The sequence below is a fragment of the Mycobacterium sp. 2-64 genome, from assembly GCF_035918375.1.
In the GTDB taxonomy this organism is placed as follows: Bacteria; Actinomycetota; Actinomycetes; order Mycobacteriales; family Mycobacteriaceae; genus Mycobacterium; species Mycobacterium intracellulare.
Map to the genome: position 1 here is coordinate 4,851,306 of NZ_CP142361.1, position 19,747 is coordinate 4,871,052.

General features: G+C 67.4%; 19 protein-coding genes and 1 pseudogene. 10 read left to right on the top strand and 10 right to left on the bottom strand.

What is annotated here, in order from left to right:
• Positions 1-20 precede the first annotated feature (20 nt).
• Complete coding sequence (locus QGN31_RS22640; protein ID WP_008263728.1) at positions 21-734, top strand: hypothetical protein; 714 nt, start codon at positions 21-23, stop codon at positions 732-734.
• Here QGN31_RS22640 and QGN31_RS22645 read toward each other — a convergent pair.
• Genes QGN31_RS22645 through QGN31_RS22660 form a run of 4 tightly spaced genes read right to left on the bottom strand, consistent with a single transcriptional unit; the run spans position 720 to position 5,578 of the window.
• Positions 720-2,270, bottom strand: coding sequence for an acetolactate synthase large subunit (locus QGN31_RS22645; protein ID WP_008263726.1), 1,551 nt, complete (start codon positions 2,268-2,270; stop codon positions 720-722). The two genes, QGN31_RS22640 and QGN31_RS22645, sit on opposite strands and share 15 nt — an antisense overlap.
• On the bottom strand, positions 2,267-3,091 hold the full coding sequence (locus QGN31_RS22650) for an amidohydrolase family protein (protein ID WP_008263723.1): 825 nt from the start codon (positions 3,089-3,091) through the stop codon (positions 2,267-2,269). The genes QGN31_RS22645 and QGN31_RS22650 overlap by 4 nt, the downstream gene beginning before the upstream one ends.
• Before the next feature lie 36 nt (positions 3,092-3,127).
• Positions 3,128-3,895: a fructosamine kinase family protein gene (locus tag QGN31_RS22655; RefSeq protein ID WP_008263722.1), complete on the bottom strand. Its 768-nt coding sequence runs from the start codon at positions 3,893-3,895 to the stop codon at positions 3,128-3,130.
• A 30-nt stretch (positions 3,896-3,925) separates the two neighbouring features.
• Positions 3,926-5,578, bottom strand: a complete 1,653-nt coding sequence (locus QGN31_RS22660; RefSeq protein ID WP_008263720.1) for an acyl-CoA synthetase — start codon at positions 5,576-5,578, stop codon at positions 3,926-3,928.
• Positions 5,579-5,720: 142 nt separating this feature from the next.
• Here QGN31_RS22660 and QGN31_RS22665 point away from each other — a divergent pair, with 142 nt between their 5' ends.
• Together QGN31_RS22665 and QGN31_RS22670 are read left to right on the top strand one after the other, a co-directional pair.
• Entirely contained in the window at positions 5,721-6,455 is a 735-nt protein-coding gene (locus tag QGN31_RS22665) for a crotonase/enoyl-CoA hydratase family protein (protein ID WP_230493367.1), read from the top strand.
• Between the two features lie 104 nt (positions 6,456-6,559).
• A pseudogene (locus QGN31_RS22670) lies at positions 6,560-7,160 on the top strand (DUF559 domain-containing protein).
• A 69-nt stretch (positions 7,161-7,229) separates the two neighbouring features.
• On the opposite strand, the gene QGN31_RS22675 reads toward QGN31_RS22670, so the two are convergent.
• Positions 7,230-8,453, bottom strand: a complete 1,224-nt coding sequence (locus QGN31_RS22675) for a cytochrome P450 (RefSeq protein WP_008263713.1) — start codon at positions 8,451-8,453, stop codon at positions 7,230-7,232.
• Positions 8,454-8,495: 42 nt separating this feature from the next.
• On the opposite strand from QGN31_RS22675, the gene QGN31_RS22680 reads away from it, so the two are divergent.
• A complete protein-coding gene (locus QGN31_RS22680; protein ID WP_008263712.1) occupies positions 8,496-9,218 on the top strand; it encodes an acetoacetate decarboxylase family protein in 723 nt (240 codons plus the stop codon).
• A 140-nt stretch (positions 9,219-9,358) separates the two neighbouring features.
• Here the strand turns inward: QGN31_RS22680 and QGN31_RS22685 are convergent, their stop codons facing one another.
• Positions 9,359-10,390: an LLM class F420-dependent oxidoreductase gene (locus QGN31_RS22685; protein ID WP_008263710.1), complete on the bottom strand. Its 1,032-nt coding sequence runs from the start codon at positions 10,388-10,390 to the stop codon at positions 9,359-9,361.
• Between the two features lie 63 nt (positions 10,391-10,453).
• Between QGN31_RS22685 and QGN31_RS22690 the strand changes: the two genes are divergently transcribed.
• Genes QGN31_RS22690 through QGN31_RS22705 form a run of 4 tightly spaced genes read left to right on the top strand, consistent with a single transcriptional unit; the run spans position 10,454 to position 14,143 of the window.
• The gene (locus tag QGN31_RS22690; RefSeq protein ID WP_008263702.1) at positions 10,454-11,449 is read left to right on the top strand and encodes a Zn-ribbon domain-containing OB-fold protein; all 996 of its coding nucleotides are present in this window, start codon (positions 10,454-10,456) and stop codon (positions 11,447-11,449) included.
• Between the two features lie 15 nt (positions 11,450-11,464).
• A complete protein-coding gene (locus QGN31_RS22695; RefSeq protein ID WP_008263700.1) occupies positions 11,465-12,529 on the top strand; it encodes a thiolase domain-containing protein in 1,065 nt (354 codons plus the stop codon).
• Positions 12,529-13,728 carry a thiolase domain-containing protein gene (locus tag QGN31_RS22700; RefSeq protein ID WP_008263698.1) on the top strand — a complete coding sequence of 400 codons (1,200 nt, stop codon included), beginning with the start codon at positions 12,529-12,531 and terminating at the stop codon, positions 13,726-13,728. Before QGN31_RS22695 ends, QGN31_RS22700 begins: the two co-directional genes overlap by 1 nt.
• Before the next feature lie 7 nt (positions 13,729-13,735).
• Positions 13,736-14,143 (top strand): nuclear transport factor 2 family protein, encoded by a 408-nt coding sequence (locus tag QGN31_RS22705; RefSeq protein WP_014379038.1) that lies wholly within the window; start codon positions 13,736-13,738, stop codon positions 14,141-14,143.
• On the opposite strand, the gene QGN31_RS22710 is transcribed toward QGN31_RS22705, so the two are convergent.
• Positions 14,140-14,664: a gamma carbonic anhydrase family protein gene (locus tag QGN31_RS22710; RefSeq protein ID WP_008263694.1), complete on the bottom strand. Its 525-nt coding sequence runs from the start codon at positions 14,662-14,664 to the stop codon at positions 14,140-14,142. The two genes, QGN31_RS22705 and QGN31_RS22710, sit on opposite strands and share 4 nt — an antisense overlap.
• Before the next feature lie 115 nt (positions 14,665-14,779).
• Between QGN31_RS22710 and QGN31_RS22715 the strand changes: the two genes are divergently transcribed.
• Positions 14,780-15,937, top strand: coding sequence for a Rieske 2Fe-2S domain-containing protein (locus QGN31_RS22715; protein ID WP_008263691.1), 1,158 nt, complete (start codon positions 14,780-14,782; stop codon positions 15,935-15,937).
• A gap of 5 nt (positions 15,938-15,942) precedes the next feature.
• The gene (locus tag QGN31_RS22720) at positions 15,943-16,392 is read left to right on the top strand and encodes a hypothetical protein (RefSeq protein WP_014941238.1); all 450 of its coding nucleotides are present in this window, start codon (positions 15,943-15,945) and stop codon (positions 16,390-16,392) included.
• Between the two features lie 216 nt (positions 16,393-16,608).
• On the opposite strand, the gene QGN31_RS22725 is transcribed toward QGN31_RS22720, so the two are convergent.
• Genes QGN31_RS22725 through QGN31_RS22735 form a run of 3 tightly spaced genes read right to left on the bottom strand, consistent with a single transcriptional unit; the run spans position 16,609 to position 19,672 of the window.
• On the bottom strand, positions 16,609-17,754 hold the full coding sequence (locus tag QGN31_RS22725) for a sulfotransferase family protein (RefSeq protein ID WP_009956898.1): 1,146 nt from the start codon (positions 17,752-17,754) through the stop codon (positions 16,609-16,611).
• The gene (locus QGN31_RS22730; RefSeq protein WP_014941237.1) at positions 17,754-18,536 is read right to left on the bottom strand and encodes an SDR family oxidoreductase; all 783 of its coding nucleotides are present in this window, start codon (positions 18,534-18,536) and stop codon (positions 17,754-17,756) included. The genes QGN31_RS22725 and QGN31_RS22730 overlap by 1 nt, the downstream gene beginning before the upstream one ends.
• Positions 18,533-19,672: a hypothetical protein gene (locus QGN31_RS22735; RefSeq protein ID WP_008263684.1), complete on the bottom strand. Its 1,140-nt coding sequence runs from the start codon at positions 19,670-19,672 to the stop codon at positions 18,533-18,535. Before QGN31_RS22735 ends, QGN31_RS22730 begins: the two co-directional genes overlap by 4 nt.
• Positions 19,673-19,747 lie beyond the last annotated feature (75 nt).

Consider the following 19,747-nt stretch of genomic DNA (forward strand, 5'->3'; position numbering starts at 1 on the left):
GCCGATAGCGGAACCGGCGCATGACGGCTCGGCCTCTCGAGCTCGCGCTGGAAGCCAGCTTCGAACAGCTTTCCGCCGCGGCGCCGGCGAACGTCGGCATCGCGATCGCCCGGCCGGACCGGACATTTTCGCTGGGGAGCTGGTGGTCGGGTGTGGCATGGTCGACGATCAAAGTGCCCCTGGCGGTGGCGGCGCTGCGCAACGATTGGCTGGGCGCCCGCGATTTTGCCGTGAAGGCAATCACCGAATCCGACAATCGCGCATCCGAGCAGTTGTGGTCGCAGTTGGGCGAGCCGGCCGACGCGGCACGGCAGGTTCAGGCGGTGGTGGCCGAGGGCGGTGACACCGCGACGGTGGTCGAATCGCGCCGACTTCGCCGTGGTTTCACCGCTTTCGGCCAAACCCAGTGGAACCTGCAGCGCCAGGCGCGGTTCGCCGCGGAGCTGCCGACCATCCCCGACGCCGCCGAGGTGATCGACCTGATGCAACGACTCAGCAGCGGTGACCAATGGGGGCTGGCCGCCAAAGGGATTGCCGCGAAAGGGGGTTGGGGGCCCGGAGTGCACGGCGAGTACCTGGTCCGGCAATTCGGGATCGTCCCCACCCCGTCCGGGCAGTGGGGTGTGGCACTGGCGGCGGACGCGCACGACGGCGCGTTCGAGACCGGCGTCGACGTGGTCAATACGATGACGGACTGGTTGCTGAGCCGGCTGCCGACCCTAGCCCGTTATTGACGGCACCACGGCGTCGATCAGGTGCGGTCCGGCTTCTGCGAACGCGGCGCGCAGCGCGTCGGCGAACTCCTCAGCGGTGGTGACGCGCCGGGCCGGCACCCCCATGCCCTCGCTGATCTTGACGAAATCCATTGTGGGATCGGCTAAGTCGAGCAGGGACAGTGCTTCGGGCCCGGGCGCCGAGCCGGCGCCGACCCGTTGCAGCTCGATGCGCAGGATGTCGTAGGCCCTGTTGTTGTACAGCACGGTGGTGACGTCGAGGTTCTCCCGCGCCTGGGTCCACAACCCCGCAATGGTGTACATGGCGGAGCCGTCGGATTCCAGGCACAGCACCGGGCGATCCGGGGCGGCGATCGCCGCACCGACCGCCGCGGGAATGCCGTAGCCGATCGCCCCGCCGGTCAGGGTCAGCCAGTCATGCGCCGGCGCCCCGGCGGTGGCCTGGGCGAGCAGCAGGCCGGAGGTGTTCGACTCGTCGACCACGATCGCCCGTTCCGGCAGCAGCGCCCCGATCACGTCGGCCGCCGACGCGGACGTCAGTGCGCCGGTCGGCAGCGTGGGACGCGACGCGGCCGCCACCGGCGCCACCGTTCCCGGCGCCACCTGATCCGCCAAGGCGGTCAACGCATCCGCCGCGCCGCTGTGTTCGGCGAGCACGTGCACCTCGCAACCGGCGGGCACCAGGTCGCTGGGCATGCCGGGGTAGGCGAAGAACGACACCGGCGACTTGGCGCCGGCCAGCACCAGATGTTTGGCGCCGTCCAGCTGGGCCGTGGCGGCCTCGGCGAAGTACGCCAGCCGGTCGACGGCGGGGATCCCGGCGCCGCGCTCGAGCCGGGTGGGGAAGGTCTCGCACAGCACCCGCGCGCCGGTGGCCGCGGCGATCCGGGTGGCCGCGGCCAGGCCGGCGTGGCGGGTGGCGTCGCCGCCGACCATGATCACCGTCGGTTCTCCGGAGCCGAGCACCTCGGCCACTTCCGGGGCCAGCAACGGGTCGGCGCCCGCCGGCTGTGCGTCCAGGTTGGAGAACAGCTGGGCGCCGTCGGACCAGGACACGTCGGCGGGCAGGATCAGCGTCGAGATCTGTGAACCCCACCGGCTGGCCGCGATGCCCTCGACGGCGTCGGCCGAGACCTGGGAGGCGTCACCCGTTCGGCGCACCCAACCCGAGACGGTGCCGGCGAGGGCGTCGATGTCGGATTCCAGTGGGGCGTCGTACTTTTTGTGATAGGTGGCGTGGTCACCGACCACCACCACCATCGGGACCCGGGCGCGGCGCGCGTTGTGCAGATTGGCCAGGCCGTTGCCCAATCCGGGGCCCAGGTGCAGCAGCACGGCCGCGGGCCGATCGGCGATGCGGGCATAACCGTCGGCCGCGCCGGTGGCGACCCCCTCGAACAAGGCCAGCACGCCGCGCATCCGCGGGACACTGTCCAGGGCCGCGACGAAGTGCATCTCCGACGTGCCGGGGTTGGCGAAACACACGTCGACGCCGCCGTCGACCAGGGTGTTGATCAGGGCCTGGGCGCCATTCACGTGGTTGCCTCCAGTCGAAACAGTCGTTCGGCATTGCCGCGCAAGAAGTCTCGGCGGGCCTCGTCGGACAGCCCGAGGTCGTCCAGCCCCGCCAACGCGTGCTCGTGGCCGATCATCGGGTAATTGGTGCCGAACAACACCTTCCGTTGTCCGGTACGGGTTTTCATGAACATGATGAGTTCTTCGGGCAGGCGCGCGATCGTGTACGCCGAGGTGTCGATGTAGACGTTTTCGTGCTTGCGGGCCACCGCGACCATCTCCTCGGTCCACGGGTAGCCGACGTGGCCGCAGACGATCACCAGTTCCGGGAAGTCGAGGGCGACCTGGTCGATGTAGGGAATCGGGCGCCCGGTCTCCGAGGGGCGCAGCGGGCCGGTGTGGCCGACCTGGGTGCAAAACGGCACGCCGGATTCGACGCACTGGGCGAACAGCGGATAGTAGCGGCGATCGGTGGGCGGGGCGTTCCACAGCCACGGCACCACCCGCAGGCCGACGAATCCTTCTGCGACGCGCCGTCTCAACTCCCGGACCGCTTCCATCGGGCGGTCGAGGTCGACGGTGGCGAGCCCGGCGAACCGGTCCGGATGCGCGGCAATCCATTGCGCCACCTCGTCGTTGGAGACGAGGTCTTGGCCGTTCGGGCCGCGCCAGGCGCTGAGTATGCCCAGTTGCACGCCGGCGGCATCCATCGACGCCAGCGTCACCTCGATCGGGATCTCGGTGTCGGGGATCGACCCGCCCGTCCAGCGGCGCAGGGACGCCAGCATGTCGCTGCGCAGGAACCGCTGCGTCGGGTGTTGCATCCAGACGTCGATCGTCATCGGGATCGACAGTAGCCCGGCCGCCGCGGGCGGTGCTCAGGCGGCCAGCGCGGCGCGGGCGGCGGCGTCGGTCTGCCGCGCGTACCCGCCGCCGAACAGCACGACATGGGCGAGCAGCGGGAAGAGCTGATGCAGCCCGACACGGTCGCGCCAGCCGGGTCGCAGCGGCCGCACCCGCCGGTAACCGTCGATGACGGCGTCGAGATGCGGGCAGCCGAACAGCGCGAGCATCGCCAGGTCGGTCTCGCGGTGACCGCCGTGCGCGGCCGGGTCGATCAGCACCACCCCGGCGGGCGTCCACATCACGTTGCCGCTCCACAGGTCGCCGTGCAGGCGGGCCGGCGGGTCGTCGTCGTCGAAATCACCCGCACGGCAACGCGCCGCGACGGCGTCGACGACCTCGCGGGTCGACGAGTCGAGCCGCGCGGCGGCGAGTTCGGCCATCGGGGCCAGCCGCTCCTGCGCATAGAACTCGCCCCAGCGTCGGTGCGGTCGCAGCGACATCGGCAGGGGCTGCGACAGGGGTCCGAAGAAGCCGGGCCCGTCCCACCCGTCGGGGCCGGCGCCAAAGCCGGCGGCGCCGGCGTCGTGCGTGGCGGCGAGTCGGCCACCGAACTCACGCGCCGCCTCGGGGGTCGGGTACACCGAGCCGAGGCGGCGCAGCGTCAGGCTCGTCATCGTGACGGAGACGACTTGCGCGCAGGGCACGCCGCCGTCGGCGCCGGAAAGCCATTGCAGGCCAGCGGCTTCCGCGGCGAAGAACCGGGCGGGCGCGTCCGGGTTGTGCTTGACGAAGTCGGTCACGCCTCGCGCGGTCCTAGCGCTTGGAGCGCGTCATGCAGTTACGTGAGCGGCGTGCACGTCGTCGGCCGGGCGCGCCTCGGTCTGCTCCTTGGCCCAGCGGTAGTCGGGCTTGCCGGCGGGCGAGCGCTTGACCTCGTCGACCAGCCACAGGCTGCGCGGCACTTTGTATCCCGCGATCTCGGAACGCACGAAGGCGTCCAGCTCCGACAGCGGGGGCCGCGTTCCCGGCCGCGGCTGGACGACGGCCGCGACGTGCTGGCCGTAGCGGGCGTCGGGCACACCGACCACCAGGGCGTCGAAGACGTCGGGGTGCCCCTTGAGCGCGGCCTCGACCTCCTCGGGGTAGATCTTCTCGCCGCCGCTGTTGATCGACACCGAGCCGCGGCCCAGCATCGTGACGGTGCCGTCCTCCTCGACCGTCGCGTAGTCGCCGGGAATGGCGTAGCGCACGCCGTTGATGGTCTTGAACGTCTCGGCGGTCTTCTTCTCGTCCTTGTAGTAGCCGACGGGAATGTTGCCCTTCTTCGCGATAAAGCCGCGCACGCCGGAGCCGGGCTTGACCTCGTTGCCGTCCTCGTCGAGGACGACGGTGCGGTGGTCGATCGTCACGCGCGGGCCGCCGCTGTGCGGCGCGTCCTTGGCGACGACGCTGGTGCCGCCGAATCCGGTTTCCGACGATCCGATCGAGTCGGTGATGACCCGGTTGGGCAGCAGCTCGAGGAACTTCTCCTTGATGCTCGGCGAGAACAGCGCCGCGGTGGAGGCGAGCAAAAACAGGGACGACAGGTCGTACTCGTTACCCTTCTCCTGGTGCGCCAGCAGCGCGTCCAGCAGCGGCCGCGCCATCGCGTCGCCGGTGAAGAACAGCAGGTTCACCTTGTGCTCGTGAATCGTGCGCCAGACCTCGTCGGCGTTGAATTCCGGTGCCAGCACCGTGGTTTGACCCGAGAAGATCGACATCCAGGTCGCCGACTGGGTGGCGCCGTGGATCATCGGCGGAATCGGGTGGCGGACCATCGGCGGATTGGCCGCGGCGGCTTTGGCCAGGTCGTACTCGTCCTTGACGAATTCGCCTGTGGCGAAGTCGGTTCCGCCGAACAGCACGCGGTAGATGTCCTCGTGGCGCCACATCACGCCCTTCGGGAATCCGGTGGTGCCGCCCGTGTAGAGCAGGTAGATGTCGTCGGCGCTGCGCGGGCCGAAGTCGCGCTCGGGTGAGCTCTGGGCGATCGCGGAGTAGAACTCGACGCCGCCGTAGCGCTGGTAGTCGTTGTCGCTGCCGTCCTCGACGACCAGGATCGTCTTGACGTTGGGAGTCTCGGGCAGCACGTTGGCCACCCGGTCGGAGTACTGGCGCTCGTGGACCAGCGCGACCATGTCGGAGTTGTCGAACAGGTAGCGCAGCTCGCCCTCGACGTAGCGGTAGTTGACGTTCACCAGGATGGCACCCGCCTTGACGATGCCGAGCATCGCGATGACGATCTCGATGCGGTTTCGGCAGTAGAGGCCCACCTTGTCGTCCTTTTTCACCCCCTGCTCGAGCAGATAGTGAGCAAGGCGGTTGGCCTTCTCCTCCAGTTGGGCGTAGGTCAACTTCTCGTCGCCGCAGATCAGGGCGACACGCTCGGGCACAGCGTCGATGGCGTGCTCTGCTAGATCGGCAATATTCAAGGCCACGGCCACCAAATTAGAACGTGTTACATTTCGAGGCAAGCTCGTGTCCATTGTCGAGGGAAAGGCGGTAACCGTGACCGAGGCGCCAGCAAACGAGGAAACCGGTCCTGACGCGCTCGTGGAACAGCGTGGTCACACCCTCATCGTGACCATGAACCGGCCGCACCGCCGCAACGCCCTGAGCACGGAAATGATGGAAATCATGGTCCAGGCCTGGGACCGCGTCGACAACGATCCCGACATCCGATGCTGCATCCTGACCGGTGCCGGTGGCTACTTCTGCGCGGGCATGGACCTCAAGGCCGCGACCCAGAAGCCGCCGGGTGAGTCATTCAAGGACGGCAGCTACGACCCGTCGCGGATCGACGCCCTCCTCAAGGGCCGGCGGCTCAAAAAGCCGCTGATCGCCGCCGTCGAGGGCCCGGCCATCGCCGGGGGTACGGAGATCCTGCAGGGCACCGACATCCGGGTGGCCGGCGAGAGCGCCAAATTCGGCATCTCCGAGGCCAAGTGGAGCCTGTACCCGATGGGCGGGTCCGCGGTGCGACTGGTGCGCCAGATTCCCTACACCGTGGCGTGCGACCTGCTGCTGACCGGACGGCACATCACCGCCGCCGAGGCCAAGGACATGGGCCTGATCGGCCACGTCGTTCCCGACGGGCAGGCGCTGACCAAGGCCCTCGAAATCGCCGAGGTCATCGAGAACAACGGCCCGCTGGCCGTCCAGGCGATCCTCAAGACGATCCGCGAGACCGAGGGGATGCACGAGGAAGAGGCCTTCAAGCCCGATACCGCAAACGGGATACCGGTGTTCCTGTCCGAGGACTCCAAGGAGGGCCCCCGGGCGTTCGCCGAGAAGCGCAAGCCCAACTTCCAAAACCGCTAGGTCCCCTCTCCGCCGAACGTGACGTCACGGCGACTTTTCGGCCGATTTTTCGCCCTGCCGTCACGCTCGGCGTCGCTGTCAGTCCTTGACGCCACACTGCTTGCGTGCGCGAACCCTTCATCGGCAGCGAGGCGCTCGCAGCCGGCACCCTGACCCGGTACCGGCTGCGGAGCCGGTTCGTCGCGTTGCACCCCGACGTCTACGTGGACCCCCGCGCGGACGGCTCTCGACCTCGCCTGCCGATATCCCGTCGATCGGGCGGTCGCAGCCATCGACGCGCTCGCGCGCGCAACCGATCTCAAGGTGAGCGAGGTCGACTCACTCGGCGAGCGGTACCGAGGCCGACGGGGCATCGCGCGTGCGCGCGTCGCGCTGCCGCTTGTCGACAAGGGCGCCGAATCTCCCCGCGAGACATGGCTGCGGCTGCTGCTGATCCGCGCGGGTTTCCCGCGGCCGCAGACTCAAATACCGGTTTATGACTAAGGCGCTCTGATCGCCTGTCTCGATATGGGTTGGCAGGACATCAAACTGGCCGTCGAGTACGAAGGCGACCATCACCGCACCGATCAGCGGCAATTCAACAAGGACATTCGACGCGCGGAGACCCTGGCGGAGATTGGTTGGACGGTCGTTCGCGTCACGATCGAAGACACGCCGGGCGGCGTCATCGCCAGGGTGGCAGCGGCGTGGGCGCGCCGAACGTGATCTCAGGGCGGGAAATCAAACGAAATCTCGCCATGTGTGCACGCTCGGCGAAAGATGGCTCTAACGCGATCAACCCAGCAGCGGCGCGCTCGGCGTGAACACCACCGGCATGGCCTCCAGGCCACTGACGAAGTTCGCCGGTCGCAGCGGCAGGGTCGAGTCGTCGTCGGCCAGCCTGAGGTCCGGCAGTCGCTTGAGCACCCGCTCGGTCATCATCGACAGCTCGAGGCGGGCCAGCTGGTTGCCCAGGCAGAAATGCGTTCCGAAGCCGAAAGCCATGTGGCTGTTCGGGTTTCGCCGGATGTCGAAGCTGTCCGGATCCTCGAACACCGACTCGTCGAAGTTGCCCGACTCGAACAGCAGCATGATCTTCTCGCCCTCGCGCAGCGAGGTGCCGTGGAATTCGGTGTCGGCGGTCAGGGTTCTGCACATGTTCTTGACCGGCGACGTCCAGCGCAGCATCTCCTCGATCGCACCCGGAAGCAACGAGGGGTCGCGCACCAGGGCATCCCACTGATCGCGGTGGCGCACCAGCTGTTCGGTCCCCCCGCTCAACGTGTGCCTGGTGGTCTCGTCGCCGCCGATGAGGATGAGCAGTGTCTCCATGACGATCTCGTCGTCGGACATCCGCTGCCCCTCCACCTCGGCGTTCACCAGGATGGAGAACAGGTCGTCGGTGGGTTCGGCGCGCCGCTTGGTGATGATGCTCGTGGTGAATTCGGTGTACGCCGCGAATGCGGCCATCACCGCCTGGGCCGTTTCCGACGTCGGGTCGATGTGCGAACTCAGCCCGCAGACCAGATCGTCGGACCACTTCAACAGCATGCTGCGTTCGGTGGGCAGCACGCCCAGCATGTCGCCGATCACCGCCATCGGCAGCGGGGCGGCGATATCGCGGACGAAGTCACACTCGCCGCGCTCACACACGGCATCGATGAGGGTGTCGCACAGCTTCGCGATCGACGGCTCCTTCTCCTTGACCCGCTTGCGGGTGAAGCCCGCGTTGACGAGCTTGCGCCGCAACAGATGTGCGGGATCGTCCATGTCGATCATGTAGGGCATGCCGGGCTGGTCGGGACGGATGCCGCCGGTGCTGGAGAACAGCTCCGGATTGCGTTCCGCGTCGAGGATGGCCTGATAAGTGGTCGCGCCGGCCAGCCCGTTGCGATCGCGAAACACCGGCTGGTTGGCGCGCATCCAGCGATAGGCCTCACGCGAGGTGTGACGATCGGCGTAGAAATTGCCGTCGGTCAGGTCGATGTTCGAGATTGCTTCCGGGATGGTCGAAGTCATCTACAGCCTCCAAGTGTTGACGAACGGATTACAGTAACCGGCATGGCTGAGTCACAACACATCGTTGCGGGGACAGTCCTCACCATGCCGGTGCGGATACGTAAAGCGGACGTGCACACCGCGATGTTTTCGGTGGATGCGCAAGCGGCCCAACGCCTTATCGACTACAGCGGTCTGAAAGTCTGCCAGCACCGCCCGGGCCGGGCGGTGGTCAACCTGATGCTGGCCCGCTACATCGACGGCGACCTGGGGCAGTACCACGAATTCGGCACCTGCGTGATGGTCAATCCCCCCGGCTCGACGGCAAGCGGCTGGCGGGCGCTGGGCGACGCGGCCGCGTTCATCCACCACCTGCCGGTCGACCAGAGCTTCACCCTGGAGGCGGGACGGTCCATCTGGGGCTTCCCGAAGATCATGGCCGACTTCACCGTTCGCGAGCAGGGCCGGTTCGGATTCGACGTCAGCGCCGACGGCGCGCACATCGCGGGCATCGACTTCGCCCGGGGATTGCCGGTGCCATCGGTGTTCACCTCGCGTCCGCAGGTCCTCAAGACCTACACCTACGCCGACGGCACAACCCGGGAGGTGCCCTGGGAGATGCGGGTGCGCGGGCTGCGCGGTCAGCTCGGCGGCGCGACGCTGCGACTGGGCGATCACGCCTACGCCAAGGAGCTGGCGTCGCTGGGCCTGCCGAAGCGGGCGATGATCTCTGGATCCGTCGGCCACGTCGAGATGACATTCGGCGACGCCCACCCGCTCGGCTGACCGGCCGGACCGGTGTCGATCGCCCGGCTCCTCCCCTCCGCTCTGCATCGTCGTCGGGCGCGCCATCCGGACAATCTAGAACGCGTTCTCAGCCGCTGGCAAGAAAAGTAGAACGTGTTCTAGTCCGTGGTGGGCACGGGTCAGATCAGGCTCGCCAGCTCGCGGACCTGCTCTGTACTGCGCCCGGACACCACCATCATGGTCACGCCGGCGGCCTCCCAGGCCTTGATCTGCTTACGCACGTAGTCGATGTCGCCGACGATCGCGGCGTCGTCGATCACCTCGTCCGGGATGATCTCGGCGGCCTTGTCCTTCTGGTTGCTGCGGAACAGCTTCGTCACGTCGTCGACCACCTCGGCGTAACCCATCCGGCGGTAGACGTCGGCGTGGAAGTTGGTGTCCTCGGCGCCCATGCCGCCCATGTAGAGCGCGATATAGGGCTTCATGGCCGCGAACGCGGCGCTGCGGTCCTCGGTGATGACGATGTTGGCCGTCGCGCAGATCTCGAAGTCCTCGCGGCTGCGGCGCGCGCCCGGGCGGGCGAACCCCTCGTCCAGCCACTCGTTGTAGGTATCGGCCATGCGCGGCGTGTAGAAGATCGGCAGCCAGCCGTCGCAGATCTCGGCGGCCAGCGCGACGTTCTTCGGCCCCTCGGCGCCCAGCATGATCGGGATGTCGGCCCGCAGCGGATGGGTGATCGGCTTGAGCGGCTTGCCCAGACCCGTTGCGCGCTCGCCCGTCAGCGGCAGCGGGTAGTGCGGACCGGCGCTGGTCACCGGCGCCTCCCGCGCCCACACCTGCCGGACGATGTCGATGTATTCCCGGGTGCGGGCCAGCGGCTTGGGGAACGACTGGCCATACCAGCCCTCGACCACCTGCGGCCCCGAGACGCCGAGGCCGAGCACGTGCCGGCCGCCGGACAGGTGGTCCAGCGTCAGAGCCGCCATCGCGCAGGCCGTCGGGGTCCGCGCGGACAGCTGAACCACCGAGGTGCCCAGCCGCACCCGGGACGTCGACGAACCCAACCAGGCCAGCGGCGTGTAGGCGTCGGATCCCCACGCCTCGGCGGTGAAGACGGCGTCGTAGCCGGCCTCCTCTGCCGCGGCGACGAGCTCACCGTGGTTCTGCGGCGGCTGCGCGCCCCAATATCCCAGCTGCAGTCCCAGCTTCATCGTCGTCACCCTTCCGCAGACCCGATGTTGAATCCGTTCTTAGAACCTGTTCTACTCGATGGCGTGACAGCCAGCTCGAGTAGCCCGCCCCTGATGGATCACCCTGAGCCACCGCTCTCCGCGCCACTGACGTTGGCCTTCGACTACACCCGTTCGGTCGGCCCCACGCTGAGCAAGTTCTTCACCGCACTGCGTGACCGCCACGTCCTCGGGGTGCGCGGGTCGGATGGCCGGGTGCACGTGCCGCCGCCGGAATATGACCCGGTCACCTACGAGCCGCTGGGCGAGATGGTACCGGTATCCAGTGTCGGCACCGTCGTCTCGTGGACCTGGCAGCCCGAACCGATCGAGGGCCAGCCGCTCGACCGGCCGTTCGCCTGGGCGCTGATCAAGCTCGACGGCGCCGACACCCCGCTGATCCATGCGGTGGATGCGGGCGAGCCCAAGGCCATCAAAACCGGCTCCCGCGTGCACGTGCACTGGGTGGACGAACCGGTGGGCGCCATCACCGACATCGCGTATTTCGAGCTGGGGGAGGAAGCCGAAGCCGTCGCGGAGCAGTCGGACGGCGACAAGGACCCCGTGACCATGATCGTCACGCCCGTCTCGCTGACCATCCAGCACAGCGCCTCGCACGAGGAGAGCGCCTACCTGCGGGCCATCGCCCAGGGCAAGCTGCTGGGCGCGAAGACGGGCGAGAACGGCAAGGTGTACTTCCCGCCCCACGGCGCCGACCCGGCGACCGGCCAGCCGACCACCGACTTCGTCGAGCTGCCGGACAAGGGCACCGTGACGACGTTCGCGATCATCAACATCCCGTTCCAGGGCCAGCGCATCAAGCCGCCCTACGTGGCCGCCTATGTGCTGCTCGATGGGGCCGACATCCCGTTCCTGCATCTCGTCGCCGACATCGACGCGCACGAGGTACGGATGGGCATGCGCGTGGAAGCGGTGTGGAAACCCCGCGAGGAGTGGGGTTTTGGCATCGACAACATCGAGTACTTCCGGCCGACCGGGGAACCCGACGCCGACTACGACACCTACAAGCACCACCTGTAAAGGGCTTACCTACCTATGAGCGCTCGCAACGTTGCGGTCGTCGGCTTCGCCCACGCACCACACGTCCGCCGCACCGACGGCACCACCAACGGCGTCGAGATGTTGATACCGTGCTTCGCCCAGCTCTACGAGGAGCTGGGCATCGAGCGGACTGACATCGGCTTCTGGTGCTCCGGATCGTCCGATTACCTTGCCGGACGGGCCTTTTCGTTCATCTCGGCGATCGACTCCATCGGCGCCGTTCCGCCGATCAACGAATCGCACGTCGAGATGGACGCGGCCTGGGCCCTCTACGAGGCCTACATCAAGCTGTTGACCGGTGAGGTCGACACCGCGCTGGTGTACGGCTTCGGCAAGTCCTCGGCCGGGGTCCTGCGCCAGATCCTGTCGCGGCAGACCGACCCTTACACCGTCGCGCCGTTGTGGCCCGATTCGATCTCGATGGCCGGGCTGCAGGCCCGCATCGGGCTCGACAGCGGCAAGTGGACCGAGGAGCAGATGGCGCGCGTGGCCTTCGACTCCTTCGCGAACGCGCGGCGGGTGGACAAGGTCGAGGGGTCGATCAGCGTGGCCGAACTGCTCGAACGGCCGTTTTTCGCCGACCCGCTGCGGCGCCACGACATCGCGCCGATCACCGACGGCGCCGCGGCGATCGTGCTCGCTGCCGGCGACCGGGCACGCGAACTGCGCGAAAACCCCGCCTGGATCACGGGAATCGAGCACCGCATCGAGACCCCGTCGCTGGGCGCGCGCGACCTCACCGAATCCCCGTCGACCAAGGCCGCGGCCCACGTGGCCACCGGCGGCAGGACCGACAACCTGGACGTGGCGGAGATCTGCGCGCCCTTCACCCACCAGCACCTGATCATCGAGGAAGCCATCCGGATACCGGGACCGACCAAGGTCAATCCGTCCGGTGGCGCGCTGGCGGCCAATCCCATGTTCGTCGCCGGCCTCGAGCGCATCGGCTTTGCAGCACAACACATCTGGAATGGTTCGGCTGAGCGGGTGCTCGCGCACGCCACCAGCGGGCCTGCGCTACAACAGAACCTGGTCGCGGTCATGGAAGGGAAGAACTAATGGCCGGTGCAGGGCCAAACATCGCTGCGGTACTGGGTACCGGACAGACGAAGTACGTCGCCAAGCGCCAGGACGTTTCGATGAACGGCCTGGTGCGCGAGGCGATCGATCGGGCGCTGGCCGACTCGGGTTGCACGTTCGACGACATCGATGCCGTCGTGGTCGGCAAGGCGCCGGACTTCTTCGAGGGCGTCATGATGCCCGAGCTGTTCATGGCCGACGCCATGGGCGCCACGGGCAAGCCGCTGATCCGGGTGCACACCGCGGGATCGGTCGGTGGCTCCACCGGCGTGGTGGCCGCCAGTCTGGTGCAGTCCGGCAAGTACCGGCGCGTGCTGGCGATGGCGTGGGAGAAGCAGTCGGAGTCAAACGCCATGTGGGCGTTGTCAATCCCGATTCCCTTCATCAAGCCGGTGGGCGCCGGCGCGGGCGGCTACTTCGCCCCGCACGTGCGTTCGTACATCCGTCGCTCCGGGGCGCCCACCAACATCGGTGCCATCGTCGCGGTCAAGGACCGGCTCAACGGCGCCCGCAACCCCCTGGCGCACCTGCACCAGCCCGACATCACCGTGGAGAAGGTGATGGCGTCGCCGATGCTGTGGGACCCGATCCGCTACGACGAGACCTGCCCGTCCTCCGACGGCGCGGCGGCGGTCGTGATCGGCAACGAGGAGGCCGCCGAAGCCCGCCTGGCGCAGGGCAATCCGGTGGCATGGATCCACGCCACGGCGCTGCGCACCGAACCGCTGCAGTTCTCCGGGCGCGACCAGGTCAGCCCGCAGGCCGGCCGCGACGCGGCCGCCGCGCTGTGGAAGGCCGCCGGCATCACGAGCCCCATCGACGAGATCGACGCCGCGGAGATCTACGTGCCGTTCTCCTGGTTCGAGCCGATGTGGTTGGAAAACCTCGGGTTTGCGCCCGAGGGCGAAGGCTGGAAGCTCACCGAAGCGGGCGAGACCAAGATCGGCGGCCGCCTACCGGTGAACCCGTCGGGCGGCGTGCTGTCGTCGAACCCGATCGGCGCCTCGGGCCTGATCCGCTTCGCCGAGGCGGCGATCCAGGTCATGGGCAAGGGCGGCGACCACCAGGTGCCCAACGCGCGAAAGGCGTTGGGACACGCCTACGGTGGCGGCTCGCAGTACTACTCCATGTGGGTGGTCGGCGCCGACAAGCCGACGCCCCAGAAAGTCGACGCGTGAGCGCGCGATGAGTGAGCATCCCGCGCACGAGGCCGGCCGCCGCTCCCGCGAGGCGGTGGCGGCCCGGGACAAGGATGCCTGGCTGGCGGTGTTCGCCGACGACGCCATCGTCGAGGACCCGATCGGCCCCTCCGCGTTCGACCCCGAGGGCAAAGGGCATCGGGGCCGCGACGCGATTTCGGCCTTCTGGGACAAGGCGATCGCCCCGACCACCAAGATCGAGTTCGTTTTCCGCGATACCTATCAGTGCGGCAACGAGGAAGCCAACGTCGGGCACATCCTCATCACGACGGGTGAATACCAGACGACCGCCGAGGGCGTGTTCACCTACAAGGCCAACGACGAGGGCAAGCTGGTGGCCCTGCGCGCGTATTGGGAGATGGACCGCGCGGCGGCCAACACCCGCAAGGTCTAGATCGGCTCCAGCCCGGCCAGATGCCGCTGGGCGAGGTCGCGGTAGGCCTGCGGATTGAGCTTGAGCCACATCTCGGCGCCGGTTCCGGCCACCGGGCCCTTGATTTGAGCCGGGGCGCCGACCGCGAGCATCCCGGCCGGGATCTGGGTGCCGGCGGTGACCAGCGAGTGCGCGGCGACCAGGCTGCGCGCCCCGATCACCGCCCCGTCCAAAACGGTGGCGTGGTTGGCGATCAACGCCTCCGGTCCCACGTGCGCCCCGTGGACGACGCACAGATGCGCGACCGTCGCGCCCGGACCGATGTCCACCGGGATGCCGGGAGGCGCGTGCAGCACGGACCCGTCCTGCACATTGGCGCCCTCCCGCACCACGATGGGCCCGTAGTCGCCGCGCAGCACGGCGTTGAACCAGATCGAGGCCCCCGCCTCCACGACGACGTCACCGATCAAAGTGGCGGTCGGGGCGACGAAAGCGGTGGGATCGACCCGTGGTGCGCGGCCCTCGAATGCAAACAGCGGCATCGTCTACGTATACCCCAACACGCATATGTCCCAGCCAGGCTCGCCGTCGTTGCGCGCCCCCGCCGCAAAACTGTAACGTGTTCTAGTTAGAGGGCTATTAGTTGGAGGTGGACAGGTGAGTACCGACACCAAGGCGGTCGGCATCCGGGAGATCGATCCCGGCGCCTTGCCGACCAGGTACGCCCGCGGCTGGCACTGCCTGGGCGTCGCAAAGGACTTCCAGGACGGTAAGCCGCATTCGATCGAGGCTTTCGGCACCAAGCTGGTGGTCTTCGCCGACTCCCACGGGGACATCAAGGTCCTCGACGGCTATTGCCGGCACATGGGCGGTGATCTGTCGGAGGGCACCATCAAGGGCGACGAGGTGGCCTGCCCCTTCCACGACTGGCGCTGGGGCGGCGACGGCCGCTGCAAGCTGGTGCCGTACGCCAAGCGCACGCCCAAGACGGCGCGCACCCGGTCGTGGACGACCGACGTCCGCGGCGGCCTGCTGTTCGTCTGGCACGACCACGAAAACAATCCGCCGGACCCCGCCGTGCGGATCCCGGAGATCCCGGAGGCCCACAGCGACGAGTGGACCGATTGGCGGTGGAACAGCATCCTCATCGAGGGGTCCAACTGCCGCGACATCATCGACAACGTCACCGACATGGCGCACTTCTTCTACATCCATTTCGGGTTGCCGACGTACTTCAAGAACGTCTTCGAGGGACACATCGCCTCGCAGTACCTGCACAACGTGGGCCGGCCCGACGTGAACGACCTCGGCACGTCTTACGGTGAGGCGCACCTGGATTCCGAGGCGTCCTACTTCGGGCCCTCGTTCATGATCAACTGGTTGCACAACAGCTACGGCGGTTACAAGGCCGAGTCGATCCTGATCAACTGCCACTACCCGGTGACCCAGAACTCGTTCGTGCTGCAGTGGGGTGTCATCGTCGAAAAGCCCAAGGGCATGGACGAAAAGATGACCGACAAGCTGTCGAAGGTGTTCACCGAGGGCGTCAGCAAGGGCTTTCTGCAGGACGTCGAGATCTGGAAGCACAAGACCCGCATCGACAATCCGCTGCTGGTCGAAGAGGACGGCGCTGTCTACCAGCTACGCCGCTGGTATCAGCAGTTCTATGTCGACGTCGCCGACATCGAGCCGGAAATGGTGGAACGCTTCGAGATCGAGGTCGACACCACCCGCGCCAACGAGTACTGGAATTCCGAGGTCTCCGAGAACCTCAAGGCCAAGGAATCCGAGGACGTTCCGGCCGAGCAGCACTAGGCATCATGCCCGAGGATCAGCCGGAGGTACCTGACGTCGATCGGCTCGCGCGGTCGATGTTGCAGCTGCACGGCGATCATCACGACCACGAGGAGAAGCCCGCCGGCAACGGCGGGTCCCGATCATGGTCGAAGTCAAGGGATTTCGCCAACGATCCGCAGCGCGCGGCCGCCGTGGCCGCAGCCAGCCGCGCTGACCGCGAGCGCTATCTCAACTCGGGTCTGTTGCCGGTGGACTGCCGTTTCTGCCACGTCCGCGTCACGGTGCGCAGGCTCGGGCCGGGACACACTGCGGTGCAATGGAATACCGAGGCCTGGCAGCGTTGCGCGCACTTCACCGAGGTGCGCGAGTCCGGCGGCGACACCGCGCGCACCCGGTCCTGCCCCAAACTGAGCGACAGCATCGAGCATGCGGTCGCCGAGGGCTACCTCGACGACGATCCCGACGAGAACTGAGCGACGGTCTCGTTCGTCATAGCGGCCCGTCGGACCCGAGCCGGAAGCCATGGGCGTCGTGCCCACCTCCGAGCGACAACCGGCAGGGGGCGCGGATGGATTGGCGCGGATGATTGGCGCGGATGGATTGGCGCGGATGGATTCGCGGCTTTGTCGCTCGGAGGTGGGCAAAAGGCGCGTCCATCGGACCGGAAACTCCTGTGGCGCCTGTGATTTCTACAGCCCCGCGAACCGCTCCTTGACCGTCTCGACGCTCAGGCCGTAGTCGGCCAGCGAGTACGAGTGCTTGGGCGCCCGCGCGCCGGACTGGCTGTCGGCGTGGGTCTTTTCCATGGCCGCCTTGGCCTCTTCGGTCAACGTCATCCCGAAGTGCCGGTAGATGTCGGCCACCGTGCCCATCGGGTCGGCGATCAGCTCCTTGTAGTCCACGTCGTAGAACTGCGACGGGCTGTATTTGGCCCGCGCGGTGTTGAACCGCTCCAGGCCCCGCGACCACGTTTCCATTGCGTCAGCGCCGATCTGGGCGCCGGTGAACGACGTCGACCATCCCTCGGCGGTGTGCTGCGCCAGCGAGCACATCGAGGCCATGATCGTCTCGACCGGACGATGGGTCTGGATCACCAACGCGTCGGGATAGGTCGCCATCAGCGCGTCCAGCGCGAACAGGTGGCTGGGATTCTTCAGCACCCACCGCTTGTCGGCGTCGTTGAGTCCGATCAGCTGAAGGTTGCGGCGGTGCCGCTGATACGACGGCGTCCAGTCCTGCCGCGAGAGCCACTGCGAGTAGGTGGGCAGGTGCGCCAGCGTCTCGTAGGACGCCGAATGCAGCGACTGCCGCAGCAGCTGCCAGCACTCCTCCAGCTCGTACGCCGCCATGAAATGCAGACCGGTGTAGTCCGGGTTTTCGGCATGATGCTTCTCGAACTGCGCGTTCAGTTGGCTGTAATACGGGTTGGAATCCCAGGTTTCACGAGGCGGGCGCGGCTGCGGGAATTCGGCCAACCACAGATGCAGGCCCTGGTGCGCGGGATCGGCGCCCAGCAGCCGATGCAAGGCGGTGGTGCCGGTGCGCACCAGTCCCGTGACGAAGATCGGCCGCTCGATGACGACGTCCGCGTGCTGCGGGTATTGCTTCCAGGCCGCTTCGGACAGCAGCCTGGCCACCAGCGCACCGCGCAAAAAGAACCGATTCATCTTGCTGCCCAACGGCGTCAAGTCGGCGTCGCGGCGATAGGAGTCGAGCAGCACTTCCAGCGCTTCGAGGTAGTTGTCGTCGTTGCTGCCGAAATCGTCCAGCCCGATCATCTTGCTGGCCGACGCCTTCAGGTCGTCAACGGTGCCGACGTCGGTACGCTCAGCCATCAGGTGTGGTACTCCCCGCAATTGACGTCGAGGGTCTGCCCGGTGATGCCACTGGACAGGTCGCTCGCCATGAACAAGATCGCCGAGGCCACCTCGTCCTCGGTCGGCAGCCGCTTCAGGTCGGAGCCCACCGCGGTGGCCTGGTAGATCTGCTCGGCCGTGGTGCCGTACTTGCCGGCCTGGTGGTTGAAGTAGCCCTGCAGCGTCTCGCCCCAGATATAGCCGGGTGCAACGGAATTGACCCGGATTCCCTGCTCGCCCAGCTCGGTGGCCAGCGAATGAGACATGGACAGCAGCGCGGACTTGGCCATCTTATAGGCGCCGTACTTCGCCTGCGAGTGCCGCAGCACCATGGAGTTGACGTTGACGATCGAGCCCTTCGACTCGGCCAGCGCCGGCGTGAATCCCTGGATGAGCCGCAGGGCGCCCAGCGCGCTGAGTTCGATCGCGTCGCGGATGTGCTGAAAGCTGGTGCCCGAGAAAGGCTTCAGCGACGGTACGCGGAACGCGTTGTTGATCAACACGTCGACCTTGCCGTAGGCCTCCAAGGTGGCATCGACCAGGTTGCTCACCTGATCGTCCTCGGTGATGTCGGTGCGCACCGTGGTCGCCCGGCCTCCGAGGTCGGCGATCTGTTTGGCGACGTCGTCCAGGCGTTCCGGCGTGCGGGCGGCCAGCACCAGGTCGGCGCCTTCCCGTGTGCATCGGTGCGCCAGCGTCGTGCCCAGACCCGGGCCGACGCCGCTGATCACCACCACCTTGCCGTCGAGCAACTTCGTCATCCCAACATCCTTGCCTGAATCTGCTGGTGGCGCAGCGCAATCCGCGCACGCCAGTCGTCCTCGGAAATCTTGTTGTGCTCGAAATACGGCAGCGCCGCCGGCACGGCGTCGATGTCGACCAGCTCGACGGTGGGGCCGTCGGCGTCGGTGAGTTGTCGCGACACCCGCTGCCAGCGGAACTGCAGGATGCCCTTCCGATGTCCGAGGGTCTCCACCCAGTTGGTCACGCCGGGGTTCTGGTCGGCGACGACGATGCGCACCTTGCCGTCCGGATCAGCTTGCGCCTGAGTGTTGTTCAGCGAGGTCTGGTGGTTGATGTAGTCCAGCGAGATGTACCACAGGCTGCCCAGCTGGAAGCCCAGGTAGGGGGCGTCGGTGACCGGGATGGTGATCACCAGCGCCTGGTCGGGCCGCAGCTCGTAGTGCCCCACCGACGAATACTGGGTCGCCAGGCCGCCGGGCGTCAACCGTGGCGCGACCATCGTGTTGACCGGGATGTTGAAGTAGAACCACTGCGGGAACTGCAGCCACGTCTTCACCCGGTTAACCAGCTGCTTTCCCGCTGTGGCAAAACGCTTTTCGATGGTTTCGCGACTCAGCGGCGGCGGCGCGGTGCCCGCGGTGTCCAGCCGGGAGATGGCCAGCGTGCCGCGCTGCGCGGCCCAGTCGCCGTACACCTCGCGGATGACCAGCTGTCCGGGGTCGGTCGGCCGAAACCGCCACTCGAAGCTGCCGTCGGGGGCGATCTGTAGCTCCCGGTCGTCGAACGCGGCCTGGCTGACGGGCACGTTGTCGTCGGTGTACTCGCCGCCGAGCAGCTGGAAGCTCAGGTCGGTGGTGGTGCCTCGCCTGCCGGTGACGACGTAATCGTGGTTGGCGTGCACCCGGGTGCCGAAGTACAGCGTGTCGGGGTTGTCCAGGCCCATCTTGGTGAACGGCCCGGTCCCCGACTGCAGGAAGGGGTGGTCGCGGTCGTAGTCGAAGGCCAGATGTGTGCAGGCCGCGATACAGCCGGCCAGATATTGGAGCCCTTCGAGCAGGTCGGCTTCGGACTCGATGTGGGGCGCGGCGGCCACCAGCTCCTCGGCCTCAGCGATCGCGTGGGTGAGCGGGCCGGAAAAGGAAGTTACGGACACGCCTAGACGCTAGAACGTGTTCTACTTTTTCGTCAATGGCGAACATTCCCGCGCGTCGGCCGCGGGGTTGCACGA

What these genes read in the sequence shown, in the direction of transcription:
- QGN31_RS22640 (WP_008263728.1), top strand. Translation starts at nt 21, where the DNA reads ATGACGGCTCGGCCTCTCGAGCTCGCGCTGGAAGCCAGCTTCGAACAG.
- QGN31_RS22650 (WP_008263723.1), bottom strand. Translation starts at nt 3,091, where the DNA reads ATGACGATCGACGTCTGGATGCAACACCCGACGCAGCGGTTCCTGCGC.
- QGN31_RS22665 (WP_230493367.1), top strand. Translation starts at nt 5,721, where the DNA reads ATGAACCGGCCGCACCGCCGCAACGCCCTGAGCACGGAAATGATGGAA.
- QGN31_RS22675 (WP_008263713.1), bottom strand. Translation starts at nt 8,453, where the DNA reads ATGACTTCGACCATCCCGGAAGCAATCTCGAACATCGACCTGACCGAC.
- QGN31_RS22680 (WP_008263712.1), top strand. Translation starts at nt 8,496, where the DNA reads ATGGCTGAGTCACAACACATCGTTGCGGGGACAGTCCTCACCATGCCG.
- QGN31_RS22685 (WP_008263710.1), bottom strand. Translation starts at nt 10,390, where the DNA reads ATGAAGCTGGGACTGCAGCTGGGATATTGGGGCGCGCAGCCGCCGCAG.
- QGN31_RS22695 (WP_008263700.1), top strand. Translation starts at nt 11,465, where the DNA reads ATGAGCGCTCGCAACGTTGCGGTCGTCGGCTTCGCCCACGCACCACAC.
- QGN31_RS22700 (WP_008263698.1), top strand. Translation starts at nt 12,529, where the DNA reads ATGGCCGGTGCAGGGCCAAACATCGCTGCGGTACTGGGTACCGGACAG.
- QGN31_RS22705 (WP_014379038.1), top strand. Translation starts at nt 13,736, where the DNA reads ATGAGTGAGCATCCCGCGCACGAGGCCGGCCGCCGCTCCCGCGAGGCG.
- QGN31_RS22710 (WP_008263694.1), bottom strand. Translation starts at nt 14,664, where the DNA reads ATGCCGCTGTTTGCATTCGAGGGCCGCGCACCACGGGTCGATCCCACC.
- QGN31_RS22720 (WP_014941238.1), top strand. Translation starts at nt 15,943, where the DNA reads ATGCCCGAGGATCAGCCGGAGGTACCTGACGTCGATCGGCTCGCGCGG.
- QGN31_RS22725 (WP_009956898.1), bottom strand. Translation starts at nt 17,754, where the DNA reads ATGGCTGAGCGTACCGACGTCGGCACCGTTGACGACCTGAAGGCGTCG.
- QGN31_RS22730 (WP_014941237.1), bottom strand. Translation starts at nt 18,536, where the DNA reads ATGACGAAGTTGCTCGACGGCAAGGTGGTGGTGATCAGCGGCGTCGGC.